Raw genomic sequence first — 18,316 nt, 5'->3', positions numbered from 1 at the left:
TCTCGCCGGGCGATCAGCCCCGAAAACCCGGCCCGCGGCGGCGTAGATAGCGCTCGAACTCGGCGGCCAGGGCATCGCCGTCGATCTTGCCGATCGCCTCGTGCATATCGACTTCTGCGTCGCCGCGTTCTTCCAGCGACTGCACGTATTCGGCGATGTCGTCATCCTCGGAGGTCATCTCGGTCACCGCCAGTTCCCATTCCTCGGCTTGCGTCGGCAGGTCGGCGAGTGGCACCTCGATGTCTAGGACGTCCTCGACGCGACGCAACAACGCGACGGTGGCCTTGGGGTTCGGCGGCTGCGACACATAATGCGGTACGGCGGCCCAGAACGTCACCGCGGGAATGCCGGCCTGCACACAGGCGTCCTGGAACACCCCGGCGATGCCCGTCGGCCCCTCATAGCGCGTCTCCTCGAGGCCGAAGGTCTTCGCCGAGTCGGGGGAGTAGGCCGCTCCCGACACCGGAACCGGGCGCGTGTGCGGGGTGTCGGCAAGCAGCGCGCCGAGGATGACGACTGTCTGCACGTTGAGCTTGTCGGCGATCGCCAACAACTCGGCGCAGAACGTGCGCCACCGCATGTTGGGCTCGACGCCGTGCATCAGCACGATGTCGCGATCCGAGCCGGGCGGACGGCAGTGCGAAATTCGCATCGACGGCCACACCAGCTCGCGCGTCACCCCATCGACCTGCCGAATCACCGGCCGGTTGACCTGGTAGTCGTAGTACGCCTCGTCGTCGATCTCCACGATCGGCTCGGCTTCCCAGATGGCGTCCAGGTGCTCCAGCGCATCGCTGGCAGCATCCCCGGCATCGTTCCAGCCCTCGAAGGCCGCGACGACGATCGTGTCGCTCAAGTCGGGCAGGTTCGGCGTCACCAGGCCAGCGTAAGCCCTGTGTGGTGGCTTGGAGCGGCATCGCCACACGGGTTGAATCGGTGGCGGCCCGTCGAGACGAAATACCCTGGACGGCAATCTGGTTAATGTTGATACTTAGGCCATCGCCATAGCTCCAGGAGCTGCCGATCATGGCGATGAGTGGGCGTCCAGACGTCGACGGGGTGACAGCGTAGACTTTTCTGGTCGAGAGGCGTTGCAACGGTTCTCCGGTCATCGCCGGATTCCGCCACGCTCGGCGAAGTCAAGGACGCCTTCCGTTACGGAAGGAGTGCATTGTGGCCGCCCCGGAAAGCGTCTCCGAGTCGAAGACCTTGACGCCGAACGTCCGCCCCGACTGCACCGAAGAACTCACGGCTGCTCTGCACCAGCGGATCATGGTCATCGACGGCGCGATGGGGACGGCGATCCAGCGGGACCGGCCCGACGAGGCCGGCTACCGCGGCGACCGGTTCACGGAGTGGCCGACTGCTCTTCAGGGCAACAACGACCTGCTCAACCTGACGCAGCCGCAGATCATCGAGGGAATTCACCGCGAGTACCTCGAAGCGGGCGCCGACATCCTCGAGACCAACACGTTCAATGCGAACGCAATCTCGCTCGCCGACTACGACATGGCCGACCTGAGCTATGAGCTGAACTACGCTGGCGCCGCCCTGGCCCGCAAGGCCGCCGACGAGTTCAGCACCCCGGAAAAGCCACGCTATGTCGCGGGCGCCCTCGGGCCTACGACGCGCACGGCGTCGATCTCACCGGACGTCAACGATCCGGGAGCCCGCAACGTCTCCTACGACCAGCTGGTCGCGGCCTACCTCGAAGCTGCCAACGGCCTGGTGGACGGCGGTGTCGACATCCTCATCATCGAGACGATCTTCGACTCGCTGAATTCCAAGGCGGCGGTGTTCGCCGTCGAGACGCTGTTCGAGGAGCGCGGGCGCCGTTGGCCGGTGATCATCTCGGGCACCATCACCGACGCGTCAGGGCGGACGTTGTCCGGTCAGGTGACCGAAGCATTCTGGAACGCGATCAGACACGCGAAGCCCATCGCGGTCGGCCTCAACTGTGCCCTGGGCGCACCGGAGATGAGGCCTTACATCGCCGAGATGTCGCGAATCGCGGACACCTTCGTCTCCTGCTACCCGAACGCGGGACTGCCCAACGCATTCGGCGAGTACGACGAGTCTCCGGAGCGGCAGGCCGGCTACATCGCGGACTTCGCCGAGGCCGGTCTTGTCAACCTGGTCGGTGGTTGCTGCGGAACAGCGCCGCCGCACATCGCCGAGATCGCCAAGGTCGTCGAGGGCAAGCCGCCCCGCGAGTTGCCCGAGATCCCGGCGGCTACCCGGCTCTCGGGACTCGAACCGCTCAACATCACCGAAGACTCCCTGTTCGTGAACATCGGCGAGCGCACCAACATCACCGGCTCCGCCCGGTTCCGCAACTTGATCAAGGCCGAGGACTACGACACCGCGCTATCGGTCGCCCTGCAGCAGGTCGAGGTCGGTGCACAGGTCATCGACATCAACATGGACGAGGGCATGATCGACGGCGTCGCCGCGATGGATCGGTTCACCAAGCTGATTGCGGCCGAGCCGGACATCAGCCGGGTCCCGGTGATGATCGACTCCTCCAAGTGGGAGGTCATCGAGGCGGGCCTGAAGAACGTGCAGGGCAAGCCGATCGTCAACTCGATCTCCATGAAGGAGGGCGAGGAGAAGTTCATCCGCGAGGCACGGCTGTGCCGCAAGTACGGCGCCGCCGTCGTCGTGATGGCCTTCGACGAGCAGGGTCAGGCCGACAACCTGGAGCGCCGCAAGGAGATCTGCGGGCGCGCCTACCGGATCCTGACCGAGGAGGTCGGGTTTCCGCCCGAGGACATCATCTTCGACCCGAACTGCTTCGCGCTGGCGACCGGCATCGAGGAGCACGCGACCTACGGGATCGACTTCATCGAGGCCTGCGCCTGGATCAAGGAGAACCTTCCCGGGGTGCACATCTCCGGCGGCATCTCGAACGTGTCGTTCTCGTTTCGGGGCAACAACCCCGTTCGCGAGGCCATTCACGCGGTGTTCCTGTTCCACGCCATCAAGGCCGGCCTGGACATGGGCATCGTCAACGCGGGCGCGCTGGTGCCCTACGACTCGATCGACCCCGAACTGCGGGACCGTATCGAGGACGTCGTCCTGAACCGTCGCGAGGACGCGGCCGAGCGGCTGCTCGAGATCGCCGAGAGGTTCAACACGAAGAACTCGGGCGAAGTCGACGACAAAGTGGCAGCCGAGTGGCGCAGTCTGCCGGTCCGCGAACGCATCACGCACGCTCTGGTCAAGGGCATCGACGCCCACGTCGACGACGACACCGAGGAGTTGCGCGCCGAGATCGCCACCGCGGGTGGCCGTCCTATCGAGGTGATCGAGGGCCCGCTGATGGACGGCATGAACGTCGTGGGTGACCTTTTCGGCTCGGGCAAGATGTTCCTGCCGCAGGTCGTGAAGTCGGCCCGGGTGATGAAGAAGGCCGTCGCGTACCTATTGCCGTTCATCGAGGCGGAGAAGGTGGAATCAGGTACCACTGCCGCGAAGGACACCAACGGGACGATCATCATGGCGACCGTCAAGGGCGACGTCCACGACATTGGCAAGAACATCGTCGGAGTCGTGCTGCAGTGCAACAACTTCGAGGTGATCGATCTCGGGGTGATGGTGCCTGCCCAGAAGATCCTGGATGCGGCGAAGGAGCACGACGCCGACATCATCGGGTTGTCCGGCCTGATCACCCCGTCGTTGGACGAGATGGTCAACTTCGCCGTGGAGATGGAACGCGAGGGGCTGGAGATCCCGCTGCTGATCGGCGGCGCGACCACCTCCCGCGCCCATACGGCGGTGAAGGTGGCGCCGCGTCGCAACGGCCCGGTGGTCTGGGTCAAGGACGCGTCCCGCTCGGTGCCGGTCGCCGCTGCCCTCCTTGACGACAAGCAGCGTCCAGCTCTGCTGGAGGCGACCGAGGCCGACTATGCCTCCCTGCGCGAACGGCACGCCCAGAAGAACGAGCGGCCGATGCTGACGCTGGAGAAGGCCCGGGCAAACCGGACGCCGATCGAGTGGGACGGCTACACGCCGCCGGTGCCCGCTCAGGGCCTCGGCGTTCGGGAATTCTGCGACTACGACCTCGCCGAGCTACGCGAGTTGATCGACTGGCAGCCGTTCTTCAACGCCTGGGAGATGAAGGGCAGGTTCCCCGACATCCTCAACAACCCGGCATCGGGCGAGACCGCCCGCAAGCTCTACGACGACGCCCAGCAGATGCTCGACACCCTGATCAAGGAGAAGTGGCTGACCGCCAACGGGGTGATCGGGTTCTTTCCGGCGAACGCCGTGGGCGACGACATCGAGGTGTACACCGACGAAACCCGCACCGAGGTGCGCACCACGTTGCGCAACCTTCGCCAGCAGGGCGCGCATCGCGACGGCGTCCCGAACAAATCGCTGGGGGACTTCATCGCCCCCAAAGAAACGGGCCTGGCGGACTACATTGGTGCCTTCGCCGTCACCTCGGGGCTCGGCGGCCAGGAGAAGATCGCGGAGTTCAAGGCGGCCCTCGACGACTACAGCGCGATCCTGCTGGAGTCGCTTGCCGACCGCCTGGCAGAGGCCTTCGCCGAACGCATGCACCAGCGCGTCCGTAAGGAGTTCTGGGGGTACCAGCCGGAAGAGCAGCTGGACAACGACGCACTCATCGCTGAGAAATACGTGGGAATCCGCCCCGCCCCCGGCTATCCCGCCTGCCCGGAACACACCGAGAAGGCGACGCTGTGGGAGCTGATGGACGTGCAGAAACGGACGGGCATCGAGCTGACGGAGTCGATGGCGATGTGGCCCGGTGCCGCCGTCAGCGGCTGGTATTTCTCGCACCCGCAGTCGCAGTATTTCGTGGTCGGCCGGTTGGCTCAGGATCAGGTCGCCGACTACGCGAAACGCAAGGACTGGACCCTGAGGGAGGCCGAGCGTTGGCTGGCTCCCAACCTGGGCTACAACCCGGAGGACTGACCGGTCGAAACATATTGCGGTTCAGGGCATGACAGAATTCGGAACATGCGTGCGGTGCTGTTCGACATGGATGGAACCCTCGTCGACTCCGAAAAACTCTGGGACATCTCACTGACGGCGCTCTACAAACGCCACGGCGGCCTCATGACGCCCGAGGTGCGGGCATCGCTGGTGGGGGGCTCGGCGGAGGACACCATCCGGACGGTCTACACCGACCTTGGCCTCGCCCTTGATCCGGACGCGATGGCCGAATCCATCCGCTGGTTGCACGACTACACCGGAGAGTTGTTCGACGGGGGGCTGCCGTGGTGCGACGGTGCGCAGGAGTTGCTGGAAGCCCTTGCCGCCGAACGAACTCCGATGGCTCTGGTCACCAACACCCAGCGACAGCTGACCGAGCGCGCCCTCAACAGCATTGGTAAGCACTACTTTTCGGTGTCGGTCTGCGGCGACGAAGTGCCGAGGGGCAAGCCGGCGCCGGACGCCTATCGGCGGGCGGCCACGCTGCTCGGGCTGGAGCCGGCGGCGTGCCTTGCGGTCGAGGACTCGGTCACCGGCACTGCCGCTGCGGAGAGCGCAGGGTGCCCGGTGCTGGTGGTACCCAACGACGTCGAGGTGCCCGGAGGAAGGCGCCGGGCACATGTGAGTTCGCTGACCGGGGTCGGCGTCGCCGATCTTCGCCAGGTCTATGACTCTCTCAGCCGCGGCATCGGAGAACGCTCAGCGTAAGTCCCCACGCAGCGCGCTTGCCAGTGGTAAGACGGGGGTACTCACGTGACCCGGATCACGCCACGCTGCGAAAGGGACGCCCATGGCAGGCTCCAACGCTCCCGCTGGAGACGAATCCTCACTACCGATCGCCGACGATGACTTCTCATCGGGCGGCACCGCCGTCCGAATCGCCTCGGTCGCCGCGTTGGGCGGGTTGCTGTTCGGCTACGACAGCGCAGTGATCAACGGTGCGGTCGACTCGATCCAGGAGGACTTCGGCATCGGCAACGCCGAACTCGGTTTTGCCGTGGCCTCGGCGCTGCTCGGGGCCGCGGCGGGAGCCATGACCGCCGGGCGGATCGCCGACCGGATCGGCCGCATCGCGGTCATGAAGATCGCCGCGGTGCTATTCCTCGTCAGCGCCTTCGGAACGGGCTTCGCGCATGAAGTCTGGGCGGTCGTGCTGTTCCGCATCGTCGGTGGCATCGGCGTCGGCGTCGCTTCGGTCATTGCGCCTGCCTACATCGCCGAGACATCGCCGCCACGGATCCGTGGCCGACTGGGCTCATTGCAGCAGCTGGCCATCGTGCTGGGCATCTTTGCGTCCTTCGCGGTCAACTGGCTATTGCAGTGGGCGGCAGGTGGCCCCAACGAGGTGCTGTGGTTCGGTCTGGATGCATGGCGCTGGATGTTCCTCGCGATGGCCGTCCCTGCGGTCCTGTACGGGGTGCTGGCGTTCACCATTCCCGAGTCGCCGCGCTATCTCGTTGCCAGCCACAAGATTCCGGAAGCCCGCAGGGTGCTCAGCATGCTCCTCGGCGAGAAGAACTTGGAAATCACGATCGACCGCATCAGGGAGACGCTGGAGCGCGAGGACAAACCATCGTTGCGCGATCTGAAGAAGCCGACGGGCGGCATCTACGGCATCGTGTGGGTGGGCCTCGGGCTGTCGATCTTCCAGCAGTTCGTCGGCATCAACGTGATCTTCTATTACTCGAACGTGCTGTGGCAGGCGGTCGGGTTCAGTGCCGACGAGTCGGCGGTCTACACCGTGATCACCTCGGTCATCAACGTCCTGACCACGTTGATCGCCATCGCGCTGATCGACAAGATCGGGCGCAAACCGCTGCTGCTCATCGGGTCGTCGGGTATGGCGGTCACGCTCATCACGATGGCCGTCATCTTCGCCAACGCGACCATCGGCCCCGACGGCAACCCCAGCCTTCCAGGAGCCTCCGGAGTCATCGCGTTGATCGCGGCGAACCTGTTCGTGGTGGCGTTCGGCATGTCATGGGGCCCGGTGGTCTGGGTACTGCTCGGCGAGATGTTCCCCAACCGCATCCGTGCCGCCGCGCTGGGCCTCGCCGCGGCGGGTCAGTGGGCGGCCAACTGGCTCATCACGGTCACGTTCCCGGGTCTGCGCGAGCATCTCGGACTGGCCTATGGGTTCTATGGCCTGTGCGCTGTGCTGTCGGGCCTCTTCGTGTGGCGGTGGGTGATGGAGACCAAGGGCGTGTCGCTGGAGGACATGCACGGCGAGATCCTGCATCAGCACGCGCCAAAGGCGTCCACGTGACGGTCCAGGCCGCGGCGGTGTGACGGGCAGCGAGGTGACTGCTGAGACCGGCTCGAATGCGCAAGCGATCGTCTCGCGAAGTTCTGAGTAATCAAGCCAGTGTTCAGTAGTCGCTCGGAACACCGCCAGCAGCGAGTGCGAACGTGCCGACCAGAGCCAAACCGACCACACCTGCCCAGAAGAGCAGGAACAACTTCGTGGCCTGCTGCCACGGCCGGCCCTGATACAGATAAATCGCGTGCCCAATAGGCGGTAGGAAAAAGGTGAGGAGTCGTGCGACAGAACTACGGCGGACGCCGGATTGATTGGCATCCGCGATCTCCCAGAAGTACACGAAAAGCATGATTCCGAAAGATTGGATCACGGCATTCCACGTGGTAACCGGTGGTCCTGTGGCCCAGAGAAGGGCGTCGGCAACCAGACCGAGGGTGATGAAACCCATCAGTCCGAGATAGATCCAGTCGCGCCTTGCCATGAGTCCGAGTGTCGGCCATCCGCCGCGCCGCCCACCCCGAACCCGCAAACCCGCGTGACCGCATCGTGCGCGACGTGAAACAATCGCGTGCCGTGAAGACCTTCGACGCCCTGTTCGCCGAACTGAACGAGCGTGCGCGCACCCGGCCGGCGGGTAGCGGCACGGTCGCGGCCCTCGACGGTGGCGTACACGGGCTCGGCAAGAAGATTCTGGAAGAGGCCGGCGAGGTGTGGCTGGCCGCCGAGCACGAAAGCGACGAAGCGCTCGCCGACGAGATCAGCCAGCTTCTGTATTGGACGCAGGTGCTGATGATCTCCCGGGGTCTGTCCCTCGACGACGTCTACGCCAAGCTATGAGCGACATGTTGCGCGTCGCGGTGCCCAACAAGGGTGCCTTGAGCGAGTCCGCCGCCGAGATCCTGTCCGAGGCGGGCTATCGCAGGCGCCGGGACCAGAAGGACTTGACCGTCATCGACCGGGCGAACAACGTCGAGTTCTTCTTCTTGCGTCCCAAAGACATCGCGATCTACGTCGGTTCGGGTCAGCTGGACTTCGGGATCACCGGTCGTGACCTGGCCGCCGACTCCGACGCGCCGGTGCGGGAGCGATTGGCACTCGGCTTCGGCAATTCGACGTTCCGATACGCGGGCCCGATCGGCCGTGAGTGGACCGCCGCCGACCTCGCCGGCAAGCGGATCGCGACATCCTTTCCGAACCTGGTACGAAAAGACCTTGCCGCCAAGGGAATCGAGGCAACCGTAATTCGCCTCGACGGCGCTGTCGAGATCTCCGTCCAGCTCGGCGTTGCCGACGTCATCGCCGATGTCGTCGGATCCGGACGGACGCTCGCGCTACACGATCTGGTGGCGTTCGGTGATCCGCTGTGTGACTCCGAAGCCGTGCTGATCGAGGGCGCCGAAGCCGGGAACTCCGCGGCCCGTGACCAACTGGCGGCACGGGTACAGGGTGTGGTGTTCGGGCAGCAGTACCTCATGCTCGACTACGACTGCCCGCGTACGGTACTCGACGAGGCCGCCGCCGTCACCCCTGGACTGGAATCGCCCACGATCGCCCCGCTCGCCGATCCGGCGTGGGTGGCGGTGCGCGCACTCGTGCCGCGTCGCGACGTCAACGCGATCATGGACAAACTCGCCGCGATCGGTGCGAAGGCGATTCTGGCGTCTGACATACGGTTCTGCCGCTTCTGATTCAACAGGTCATCGCACTGCACGCGTGTTAGCGTCCGGGTGTCGTTTTCACCGGTACGGAGGTTGGCATGACGCAGGTCCTCGTCATATTGCTCGCGCTGCTGATCGGCGTGATCGCCGGATTGCGGGCGATGACCGCCCCGGCGGTGGTCGCTTGGGGGGCCATGCTCGGCTGGATCGACGTCGACGGCAAATGGTCGGAGTGGGTGGCCCATCCGATCACCGTCACCGTCCTGACGATCTTCCTGCTGGTGGAACTCGTCACCGATCAGCTACCGAAGACGCCGAGCCGCAGGACGGCGCCGCAGTTCGCCACCCGACTGATCATGGGCGCTTTCGCGGGGGCGGTGATCGGTAGCGCGTTCTTCCACACGTTCAGTGCCTTGGGCGCAGGCATCGTCGGTGCGGTGCTGGGCACGCTGGGCGGTGCCGCGGTCAGAACCAAGCTCTACGAGGCCAACAACGGTAAGGACCGACCGGGCGCGTTCATCGAGGACGTCGTGGCCGTCGGCGGTGGCTTCCTCGTCGCCTTCCTCATCAGCCTCGTCTGAAACTGGGCCGATGACTGAAAAGTTCGACGCGGTCATCGTCGGCGCGGGCCAGGCCGGACCACCGCTGGCAGGCAGGCTGACCCAAGCGGGTTACACGGTCGCCGTCATCGAACGCAAGCTCGTCGGCGGCACATGCGTCAACTCGGGCTGCATCCCGACCAAGACTCTGGTGGCCAGCGCGTACGCCGCCCGCATCGCCCGCCGCGGAGCCGAATACGGCATCGGCACAGGCGATATCAGCGTGGACATGGCCGCCGTCAAGGCGCGCAAGGACAAGATCGTGGTCGGTGACCGCGAAGGGGTCGAGTCCTGGATCGAGGGTATGGAGGGGGCGACGTTGATCCGCGGCCATGCCCGGTTCGAGGGCCCGCACACCATCCGGGTGGATGACCGCGTCCTAACAGCGGACCGGATCTTCCTCAACGTCGGCGGCCGCGCGGTGGCGCCCGACATGCCCGGGCTCGCCGACATCGACTACATGACGAACGTCGGAATTCTCGAGCTCGACACGGTGCCAGAGCATCTGGTGGTCATCGGTGGAAGTTACATCGCCCTGGAATTCGCGCAGATGTACCGTCGGTTCGGTGCCCGCGTGACGGTCGTCGAGAAGGGGCCGCGACTCACTTCCCGTGAGGACGAGGACGTCTCGGCGACCATCAAGGAGATCTTGGAGGCCGAGGGCATCGACGTCGTCGTCGACGCCAGCGACATTCGGTTCACCAAGCGCGACAACGGCTTCGAGGTCACACCGCGCGAGGGCGCCGAACCCATCGCAGGCACCCATCTGCTGATGGCGGTCGGGCGTCAGCCCAACACCGACGACCTGGGGCTCGAAGCGGCCGGCGTCGAGACCGACCGCCGAGGCTATATCGTCGTCGACGATCAGCTGCGCACCAACGTCGAACACATCTGGGCCATGGGGGACTGCAACGGACGCGGCGCCTTCACGCACACCTCGTACAACGATTTCGAGATCGTCGCGGCCAACCTGCTCGACGACGACCCGCGCCGGGTGAGCGACCGGATCACGACCTACGCCCTCTACATCGACCCGCCGCTGGGGCGCGCAGGAATGACGGTCGACGAGGTGCGTAAGTCAGGACGAAAAGCGTTGGTGGGCAAGCGGCCCATGACGCGCGTCGGCCGCGCCGTCGAGAAGGGCGAGACACAGGGATTCATGAAGGTCGTCGTCGACGCCGAGACCGAACAGATCCTCGGCGCCACCATCTTCGGGGTCGGCGGCGACGAGGTCATCCACTCGATTCTCGACATCATGACGGCAAAGAAACCCTATACCGCGATCTCGCGCACGATGCACATTCATCCCACCGTCAGTGAGTTGGTGCCGACGATGCTCCAGGACTTGCAGCCGCTGGACTAGCGGCACGGCCGACATTGAGCTGTCGCGTGACGTGCGCGACCCGCCAGCCGAGGTGGCGGCACGTGCGCACATCGGCGGGATGGACTTGATCGGAGTTCGCATCGACATCGGTCTGCGCGCCCGCGCCGAGAAAGAACGCCAGGCGGTTGAGATCGTGTTCACTGCCCGCCGAACTGTTCCAGCCAGGCCCCAAACCCAGGTTGACCCAGTGCATGTGATGCTGCGCGGCGAATACGGACAACGACACCAACGTATTCAGCTTGTCGCCGCTCTTGCCGCCTGAGTTGGTGAACCCGGCCGCGACCTTGTCCCGCCATGTGCCCTCGATGCAGCGGCGCCCGGTCTTTTCGGCGAACGTCTGGAAGGCAGCCGACACGTTGCCCATGTAGGTCGCCGAGCCGAAGACGATGCCGTCCGATGCGTCCAGAATGTTCCAGTCCGTTTCGCTCATCTGGTCGACCGGGATCACCGTGACGTCGGCGCCCGCCTCGGCGGCTCCGCCGGCGACGGCGACGGCCAGGGTGGCCGTGTGCCCATATCCGGAGTGGTAAGCGATCGCCAACGTAGGAGCGGCAATGTCAGAACCGTTGTGTGCCATGGCTATTGTTCCTTCACGGATACGGCCACCTCGCGGTAGCGCTGCGCCCAGCCGGGCAGGGGATCACCGGCCAGATGGGCCTCTAGCCGGTCCAGGTAGGCATGTGTGCCGGGGCGGAACCCCTCTGCGTTGCGGATGCCGAGTCCGCGATGGGTGAATCGCAGCAGCGTGCCGTCGCCGTCGACGCTCAGTTCGTAACGCACCACGCTGTCCTCGATGATCCGTTGACGCCATTCGTGTTCGAATACGTGCGGCGGGTCCCACACGCGGATGCGGCCGGTCATCTTCTTGTGTTCAGGTGGCGCCGGGGGACCGTCGGGCATCATCTCGATGACACCCCCTTCGCGTGCGTCGACGGTGGTCTGGCCCATCCAATGGTTTCGGTGTTCCGGATCGGTGATGGCGGCCCACACCGCTTCAATGGGAAACGACAGGCGGCGTTCGAACGTCAACATTGCCCGATCGCCGTCGATCGTCAGTCGTCCTTCACGGTCGGTCACTGCCCCTCCCGATGAGTCGCCTGCAGGTGTTGTTCGAGGGCATCGAGGTGATCGGCCCAGTAGCGGCGGTAGCGGTCGATCCATTCGTCGATCGCGACCAGCCCGTCGGCCCGCAAGGCGTAGATGCGGCGCTGCGCGTCGGGGCGGACTTCGACAAGGTCCACCTCGCGCAGCACCCGCAGATGGCGTGACACCGTCGGTTGGGTCAGGTTCGGCAGCCTCGCCACGAGCTCACCCGCGGTGCGCTCACCCGTGGTCAGCGCGTCGAGGAGCGCCCTACGGCTCGGCTCGGCGACAGCTTCGAAGACGTCCATGCGGCAAGTATGGCACTACATCTATATAGATACAAGCGTATGTAACCGAGTCAGGCCATACGTGCGATCGAACTGCCACAACAGTTCGGCGGTCATCTCCGACGCTGAACCAGCAGTGTCTGCGCGCAGGTGCCGATGAACCCTTGCTGGTCGAAGAGTTCCGCGGTGGTGACGCCGATCGCGTCGGGCCCGATCGAACCGCGGGCCCGAAGCGCGAAGTTCTCGCCGGAAGGCAGCCGGTGCAGGTGGACGACCGTGTCGGTATTCATGAACATGAACGCCTCCGGGTCCAGTGCGGCGCCCGCGCCATTCGCCGAGTCGACCACCATCGCGAGCCGCTGCAGTGCCGTCGTCGACTCCGAATCCACCAGCGGCACAAGGGGACTGAGCCACACCACGTTGCCCGTCTCGCCGTTCCAGGGCTGGCGTCGCCAGCTCACCGTCTCGAGATAGCCCTTCGCGCCGATCCAGCTGTGCGGCACCGCGACGGCTTCACCTTCGACAAGCGGGGGATAGCGGTCGGTAGCCACGTCGGTCGTGTCGCCTGGGGCCAGCAGCCATGCGGTAACCCGCGCGACCGCGCGATGAGCGCCGTCGGACCTGGCCGCCGACATCTCCGCCATCATCAGTGAGATCCGTTTGCCGGGGCGCTCCACCCAGGCCCGCACCTTCACCGCAGCGACGGGAATCGCGCCGAGAATGTCTAGGGTCAGACGTCCGATACGCAGCCCTGTATCGGCCGCCGACTCCTCGATCAACTTCGTCATCAGCGCGAGAGGCGGTGAGCCGTGCTGGATTTCGGGATCCCAATTGCTCCGGGTGCCGTCGGTCGATTCGAACACCGAGAAGTCCCCGTCGGCATCGAGCCGACGGTAGTGGCAATCAATCACGCTGCGGACTCCCGGGTGTGCAGCACCGTGTCATCATCGCCTTCGTCGGGGACCGTCGGCCAGCCGGGGTAAGGAGGTGGCGTGCCACCGAACACCGGGCAATGTGCGTGGTGCGCACACCAGTCACACATCCGGGATGGGTTGGGACGGAAATCACCTGTGATACCCGCAGATTGGATCGCCCGCCAGATAGCCATCAAGGTCTTCTCGAAGCGCAATAGCTCGTCGAGATCGGGCGTGTAATCGAGCACCTGACCATCGGCCAGATAAAGCAGCCGCAGCCGCGCGGGCAGAATGCCGCGGGACCGCAGCAGCGCCACGGCATAGAACTTCATCTGGAACATGGCCTTGAATTCGGCCAGCGCCCTGGCCTCTGGTGGTGCCTTACCGGTCTTGTAATCGACGACCCGTAGCTCGCCGGTGGGCGCGACATCGATGCGGTCGACGAAGCCGCGCAGCAGCGTGCCGTCCTCGAGTTCGACCTCGACCCGCTGTTCACAGCTTTGCGGATCGAAGCGCGTCGGATCCTCCAGCCGGTAGTAGCCCGACAGCAGTGCCCGTGCCTCCTCGAGCAATTCGGCGCGCAGCCCGGGTTCGAAATCGTCGGCGAGGTTGGGTCGCTCGGCGACCAGGCGCTCCCACGCCGGGTCAACGAGCGTCATCGCCGTATCGGGGACCCTCTCGGCCGCTGGCAGTCCGTATAACTGTTCCAGCGCGGCGTGTACCACCGAACCACGCACCTGCGCTGTGGACGACGGCTCGGGCAACCTGTCAATGGCGCGGAACCGGTAGAGCAGGGGGCACTGCTTGAAGTCCGCGGCCCGGGACGGCGAAAGCGCGGGGCGCCGAAAGGCTGTCTGCTCCTGCCCGTCGGTCATGAGTCAAGCGTATGGCGACACCCCGACAAAGCTCGGTAGACCCGCGCACCCGCGACGGCACGTTGACTGGCAGGCTGAACAGCTGTGAACAGGACCGGACCCTTCGCAATCGGTGATCGAGTGCAGCTCACCGACGCGAAGGGCAGGCACTACACCATGGTCTTGACTCCCGGCGGGGAGTTCCACACTCACCGGGGCATCATCGACCTCGACAGCGTGATCGGGCTGCCCGAAGGCAGCGTGATCAAGTCCACCAACGGTGATCAGTTCCTCGTGTTGCGGCCGCTGCTGGTCGACTATGTGATGTCGATGCCCCGCGGCGCACAGGTCGTCTACCCCAAGGATGCCGCCCAGATCGTGCACGAGGGGGACATCTTCCCCGGTGCACGCGTGCTGGAAGCGGGCGCGGGCTCGGGTGCGCTGACGTGCTCGCTGCTGCGCGCCGTCGGCCCCGAGGGAAAGGTCACGTCGTACGAGGTGCGTGAGGACCACGCCGAGCACGCGGTGCGCAATGTCACGACCTTCTTCGGGGGACGTCCCGATAACTGGGAGCTGGTGACCGCGGACATCGGCGACTACGCCGGGCCTGAAGTGGATCGCGTCGTGCTCGACATGCTGGCGCCCTGGGACGTGCTCGGCTCCGTCGCGAACGCGCTGATGGCCGGCGGGGTCCTGATGATCTACGTCGCAACGGTGACCCAATTGTCGCGAACGGTCGAGGCCCTGCGCGAGCAGAAGTGCTGGACCGAACCGCGAGCCTGGGAGAGCATGCAGCGCGGCTGGCACGTGGTCGGGCTGGCCGTGCGTCCGCAGCACACGATGCGGGGACACACCGCATTCCTGATCAACGTGCGCAAATTGGCGCCGGGTGCGATTGCGCCGATGCCGCTGCGACGCAAGCGCCAACTCGGTGGCGGAATCTGATCATCGGCTCGGCAACCTGTCTAGTCGTCGGTACTGCGACGCAGATCCCGCCGCACCGAGAGCAGTTCCAGCTCCGGGCGTGCCGCCACGAGTCGCTCGGCGGCGTCGAGCACCTCGACGATATGGCTGCGATCGGCCGACACCATAGCGATGCCCACGCCTGCCCGGCGATGCAGGTCCATCGAGCCGGTCTCCGCAGCCGACACCGCGAATCGGCGGTGCAGTTCGGCGATGAGCGGACGGATGACCGACCGCTTCTGCTTGAGCGAGTGCACATCCCCGAGTAAGAGGTCGAATTCGAGCCAGCCGATCCACATCCGCCGATTCCTAGCGCGGGGGTGACGGAGGCGCAGGCCCGCTGGGTGTCTGGGGCTCGCTCTCGCCCGGTTGCAGCAGCTCGTCGGCGGTCTTCCGGGCCAGCCGCCACGAATTGTCGACGAAGACGAACTCCATCGGGAAGCTGAAGTCGCCGGCCTGCGGATTGTCGGTCTTGAGGCTGATGAGAGCCGACACGGTGCCGGGAGGGTCCTGAACCCAGCGCAGATCCCGCGCCTCGAACGTGGCCGGTGCGTAGCCGTTCTGGGTCAGCGCCTGGCCGAATTTGTCCATCGCGGCGGCGTCAGCCTGCGTGCCGGATTCGACCAGCCCGGTCTTTTCCGTGCCCTGGATGTTGGCATCGGCTATGCGGTTCATCACATCGGAAAGCGCTTCCGGCGGCGGCAGCGGCGCACCGGGCGGGCCGGGCGGCTCCTGAACGGGGGTCGAGGTTGCCGATGTCGCGGTCGCCGCTTCCGGTTGATTCTGCTCGGTGTCCGCGCTACATGAGCCAAGCCCGAGCGCCGCCGCAATTGCGGCGGCGCTCAGGATCACGGCACCGTTCGTGCGGTGCGCAAACTGCCTAGCCGACAGCCGACATCAACGCCATGAGCGACTGCTTGGACATCTGCCAGCCGGTCGGGCTGGGTCCGGGAACGAATGTGATGTTCTGGCTCGCGACGCCACCGTTGGCGGCCGTTGCCGTCACGTCGGCGGTGAAGCCGGGACCGCTCGGGACGATATTGGCCAGGCTGAATGAAAGTGGGAACTTCCCTTCGGCCTGCGCCTCGCGCAATTTGGTGTCAGCGACGCGGCCTTCGATCCGCCCGATGCCGCCCTGGATGTACGGCGCCTTGGATGCGGAGAGACCGGGCGCCCCGAGCGCCTGAAGCGTCGCAAGCAGCGGGCCCTGCACGTCTGGCACGGGCTGCTGCGGCAGCGGGATGTCCCATACGACCTGCGCCACGCGTGGTGAAGCGATCACATCCGAGGATGCAATGGAAGTCACACCTGCCGCGGCACCGGCGATGACGGCGGCTGCTGCCGCGCCGCTAACGAGGGCTTTCAGGGTCACGTTTGTCCTTTCGATGGGCCCAACTCAGGAATGAGGTTAACAAGGAGCGATGGTGTGTCGATTGCTAGAGCGCACACAAAGGCTGAATCGCCGGTAGCTTTGAAGTTGTTACTGCACCAACATCCGGTGCGGGGAGGAGCGCAATATGAGCGAGTCCGAGCGTTCTGAAGGATTTGGAACACCCCACGAGTCCGGCATGTCCAGCGATGAGGCAGCCGAACTCGAAGAGCTGCGCCGCGAGGCCGCCCTGCTGCGTGAGCAGCTCGAGAGTGCTGTAGGACCGCAAAGCGGTCTGCGCAGCGCGCGCGATGTGCACCAACTCGAGGCCCGGATCGACTCGCTTGCCGCCCGAAACGCCAAGCTGATGGAAACCCTCAAGGAAGCGCGGCAGCAGTTGCTCGCGCTCCGCGAGGAAGTCGACCGACTGGGTCAGCCGCCCAGCGGATACGGTGTGCTGCTGTCGGTCCAGGACGACGAGACGGTGGACGTGTTCACCTCGGGCCGCAAGATGCGGCTGACGTGCTCGCCGAACATCGACATCGAGACCTTGAAACAGGGTCAGACGGTTCGACTCAACGAGGCGCTGACGGTGGTCGAGGCCGGCCACTTCGAAGCCGTCGGTGAGATCAGCACCCTGCGCGAGATCCTTGCCGACGGCCACCGCGCGCTCGTGGTGGGACATGCGGACGAGGAGCGGATCGTCTGGTTGGCTGAGCCGCTGGTCGCCGCCGAGTTCCTGCCCGACGAGGTCGACGCCGAAGACGGTGACGACGACCGTCCGCGCAGGCTGCGGCCTGGTGACTCACTGCTGGTCGACACCAAAGCCGGGTATGCGTTCGAGCGCATACCCAAGGCCGAGGTCGAGGATCTGGTCCTCGAAGAGGTCCCCGATGTGAGCTACAACGACATCGGCGGTCTTGGCCGGCAGATCGAACAGATCCGCGACGCCGTCGAGCTGCCGTTTCTGCACAAGGAGCTCTATCGCGAGTACTCGCTGCGGCCCCCGAAGGGTGTGCTGCTGTACGGCCCTCCGGGCTGCGGCAAGACGCTGATCGCCAAAGCGGTGGCGAACTCGCTGGCGAAGAAGATGGCCGAGGTTCGCGGTGACGATGCACGCGAGGCGAAGTCGTACTTCCTCAACATCAAGGGCCCCGAGCTGCTGAACAAGTTCGTCGGCGAGACCGAGCGTCATATCCGGTTGATCTTCCAGCGGGCTCGGGAGAAGGCGTCCGAGGGCACGCCGGTGATCGTGTTCTTCGACGAGATGGACTCGATCTTCCGTACCCGCGGCACCGGTGTGAGTTCCGACGTGGAGACCACCGTTGTTCCGCAGCTGCTATCGGAGATCGATGGTGTCGAGGGTCTGGAGAACGTGATCGTCATCGGTGCCTCCAACCGCGAGGACATGATCGATCCCGCGATCCTGCGGCCCGGCCGTCTGGATGTGAAGATCAAGATCGAGCGCCCGGACGCCGAAGCGGCGCAGGACATCTTCTCGAAGTATCTGGTCGAGGAACTCCCTGTGCACGCCGACGACCTCGCCGAGTTCGGTGGCGACCGAGCGGCGTGCCTGAAGGCGATGATCGAGAAGGTCGTCGACCGGATGTACGCCGAGATCGACGACAACCGGTTCCTCGAAGTCACCTACGCCAACGGCGACAAGGAAGTCATGTACTTCAAGGACTTCAACTCCGGCGCCATGATCCAGAACGTTGTCGACCGCGCGAAGAAGAACGCGATCAAGTCCGTGCTGGAAACGGGGCAGCCTGGTCTCCGCATACAGCATCTGCTCGACTCGATCGTCGACGAATTCGCCGAGAACGAAGACCTGCCCAACACCACCAATCCTGATGACTGGGCACGGATTTCGGGCAAGAAGGGCGAGCGGATCGTTTACATCCGCACGCTGGTCACCGGCAAGTCGTCGAGCGCTTCCCGCGCGATCGACACCGAGTCGAATCTGGGCCAGTACCTCTAACT

At 65.2% G+C, this 18,316-nt stretch carries 19 protein-coding genes; 9 read left to right on the top strand and 10 right to left on the bottom strand.

Features of this window, described 5'->3' with window-relative positions; translation table 11 throughout:
- Positions 1–13: 13 nt before the first annotated feature.
- Complete coding sequence (locus G6N36_RS05270; RefSeq protein WP_179964722.1) at positions 14–877, bottom strand: PAC2 family protein; 864 nt, start codon at positions 875–877, stop codon at positions 14–16.
- A 395-nt stretch (positions 878–1,272) separates the two neighbouring features.
- Here G6N36_RS05270 and metH point away from each other — a divergent pair, with 395 nt between their 5' ends.
- The 3 genes from metH to G6N36_RS05255 all read left to right on the top strand — a co-directional run bounded on the left by metH (position 1,273) and on the right by G6N36_RS05255 (position 7,228).
- Positions 1,273–4,941 (top strand): methionine synthase, encoded by a 3,669-nt coding sequence (gene metH, locus G6N36_RS05265; protein WP_235690236.1) that lies wholly within the window; start codon positions 1,273–1,275, stop codon positions 4,939–4,941.
- A gap of 45 nt (positions 4,942–4,986) precedes the next feature.
- The gene (locus tag G6N36_RS05260) at positions 4,987–5,670 is read left to right on the top strand and encodes an HAD family hydrolase (protein ID WP_163685535.1); all 684 of its coding nucleotides are present in this window, start codon (positions 4,987–4,989) and stop codon (positions 5,668–5,670) included.
- 82 nt (positions 5,671–5,752) lie between these two features.
- Positions 5,753–7,228, top strand: a complete 1,476-nt coding sequence (locus tag G6N36_RS05255) for a sugar porter family MFS transporter (protein ID WP_163685534.1) — start codon at positions 5,753–5,755, stop codon at positions 7,226–7,228.
- Positions 7,229–7,331: 103 nt separating this feature from the next.
- Here G6N36_RS05255 and G6N36_RS05250 read toward each other — a convergent pair whose 3' ends face one another.
- On the bottom strand, positions 7,332–7,703 hold the full coding sequence (locus G6N36_RS05250) for a hypothetical protein (protein ID WP_163685533.1): 372 nt from the start codon (positions 7,701–7,703) through the stop codon (positions 7,332–7,334).
- 74 nt (positions 7,704–7,777) lie between these two features.
- Between G6N36_RS05250 and G6N36_RS05245 the strand changes: the two genes are divergently transcribed.
- From G6N36_RS05245 to G6N36_RS05230, 4 genes are all read left to right on the top strand, one after another.
- The gene (locus tag G6N36_RS05245; RefSeq protein ID WP_163690449.1) at positions 7,778–8,059 is read left to right on the top strand and encodes a phosphoribosyl-ATP diphosphatase; all 282 of its coding nucleotides are present in this window, start codon (positions 7,778–7,780) and stop codon (positions 8,057–8,059) included.
- Positions 8,060–8,064: 5 nt separating this feature from the next.
- The gene (gene hisG / locus G6N36_RS05240; protein WP_163690447.1) at positions 8,065–8,910 is read left to right on the top strand and encodes an ATP phosphoribosyltransferase; all 846 of its coding nucleotides are present in this window, start codon (positions 8,065–8,067) and stop codon (positions 8,908–8,910) included.
- A gap of 68 nt (positions 8,911–8,978) precedes the next feature.
- Positions 8,979–9,461, top strand: coding sequence for a DUF4126 family protein (locus G6N36_RS05235; protein WP_163685532.1), 483 nt, complete (start codon positions 8,979–8,981; stop codon positions 9,459–9,461).
- A gap of 10 nt (positions 9,462–9,471) precedes the next feature.
- Positions 9,472–10,842 (top strand): FAD-containing oxidoreductase, encoded by a 1,371-nt coding sequence (locus tag G6N36_RS05230; RefSeq protein WP_163685531.1) that lies wholly within the window; start codon positions 9,472–9,474, stop codon positions 10,840–10,842.
- Here the strand turns inward: G6N36_RS05230 and G6N36_RS05225 are convergent.
- The 5 genes from G6N36_RS05225 to G6N36_RS05205 all read right to left on the bottom strand — a co-directional run bounded on the left by G6N36_RS05225 (position 10,793) and on the right by G6N36_RS05205 (position 14,022).
- Positions 10,793–11,440, bottom strand: coding sequence for a flavodoxin family protein (locus G6N36_RS05225; RefSeq protein WP_179964721.1), 648 nt, complete (start codon positions 11,438–11,440; stop codon positions 10,793–10,795). The two genes, G6N36_RS05230 and G6N36_RS05225, sit on opposite strands and share 50 nt — an antisense overlap.
- A 2-nt stretch (positions 11,441–11,442) precedes the next feature.
- On the bottom strand, positions 11,443–11,940 hold the full coding sequence (locus G6N36_RS05220) for an SRPBCC family protein (protein ID WP_163685530.1): 498 nt from the start codon (positions 11,938–11,940) through the stop codon (positions 11,443–11,445).
- Positions 11,937–12,254, bottom strand: coding sequence for an ArsR/SmtB family transcription factor (locus tag G6N36_RS05215; protein WP_163685529.1), 318 nt, complete (start codon positions 12,252–12,254; stop codon positions 11,937–11,939). Before G6N36_RS05215 ends, G6N36_RS05220 begins: the two co-directional genes overlap by 4 nt.
- 92 nt (positions 12,255–12,346) lie before the next feature.
- Positions 12,347–13,144, bottom strand: a complete 798-nt coding sequence (locus G6N36_RS05210) for a thioesterase family protein (RefSeq protein ID WP_163685528.1) — start codon at positions 13,142–13,144, stop codon at positions 12,347–12,349.
- A complete protein-coding gene (locus G6N36_RS05205) occupies positions 13,141–14,022 on the bottom strand; it encodes a RecB family exonuclease (RefSeq protein ID WP_163685527.1) in 882 nt (293 codons plus the stop codon). Before G6N36_RS05205 ends, G6N36_RS05210 begins: the two co-directional genes overlap by 4 nt.
- An 84-nt stretch (positions 14,023–14,106) precedes the next feature.
- Here G6N36_RS05205 and G6N36_RS05200 point away from each other — a divergent pair, with 84 nt between their 5' ends.
- Positions 14,107–14,946: a tRNA (adenine-N1)-methyltransferase gene (locus G6N36_RS05200; RefSeq protein WP_179964720.1), complete on the top strand. Its 840-nt coding sequence runs from the start codon at positions 14,107–14,109 to the stop codon at positions 14,944–14,946.
- A 20-nt stretch (positions 14,947–14,966) separates the two neighbouring features.
- Here G6N36_RS05200 and G6N36_RS05195 read toward each other — a convergent pair whose 3' ends face one another.
- Genes G6N36_RS05195 through G6N36_RS05185 form a run of 3 tightly spaced genes read right to left on the bottom strand, consistent with a single transcriptional unit; the run spans position 14,967 to position 16,336 of the window.
- The gene (locus G6N36_RS05195; RefSeq protein ID WP_163685526.1) at positions 14,967–15,263 is read right to left on the bottom strand and encodes a DUF503 domain-containing protein; all 297 of its coding nucleotides are present in this window, start codon (positions 15,261–15,263) and stop codon (positions 14,967–14,969) included.
- A gap of 10 nt (positions 15,264–15,273) precedes the next feature.
- The gene (locus G6N36_RS05190; protein WP_163685525.1) at positions 15,274–15,816 is read right to left on the bottom strand and encodes a lipoprotein LppK; all 543 of its coding nucleotides are present in this window, start codon (positions 15,814–15,816) and stop codon (positions 15,274–15,276) included.
- A gap of 28 nt (positions 15,817–15,844) precedes the next feature.
- A complete protein-coding gene (locus G6N36_RS05185; RefSeq protein ID WP_163685524.1) occupies positions 15,845–16,336 on the bottom strand; it encodes an MTB12 family secreted protein in 492 nt (163 codons plus the stop codon).
- Between the two features lie 145 nt (positions 16,337–16,481).
- Between G6N36_RS05185 and arc the strand changes: the two genes are divergently transcribed.
- Positions 16,482–18,314 carry a proteasome ATPase gene (gene arc / locus G6N36_RS05180; RefSeq protein WP_163685523.1) on the top strand — a complete coding sequence of 611 codons (1,833 nt, stop codon included), beginning with the start codon at positions 16,482–16,484 and terminating at the stop codon, positions 18,312–18,314.
- Positions 18,315–18,316 lie beyond the last annotated feature (2 nt).

Source organism: Mycolicibacterium gadium (genome assembly GCF_010728925.1).
GTDB classification, from domain to species: domain Bacteria; phylum Actinomycetota; class Actinomycetes; order Mycobacteriales; family Mycobacteriaceae; genus Mycobacterium; species Mycobacterium gadium.
This window is presented reverse-complemented; position numbering and strand designations above follow the sequence as displayed.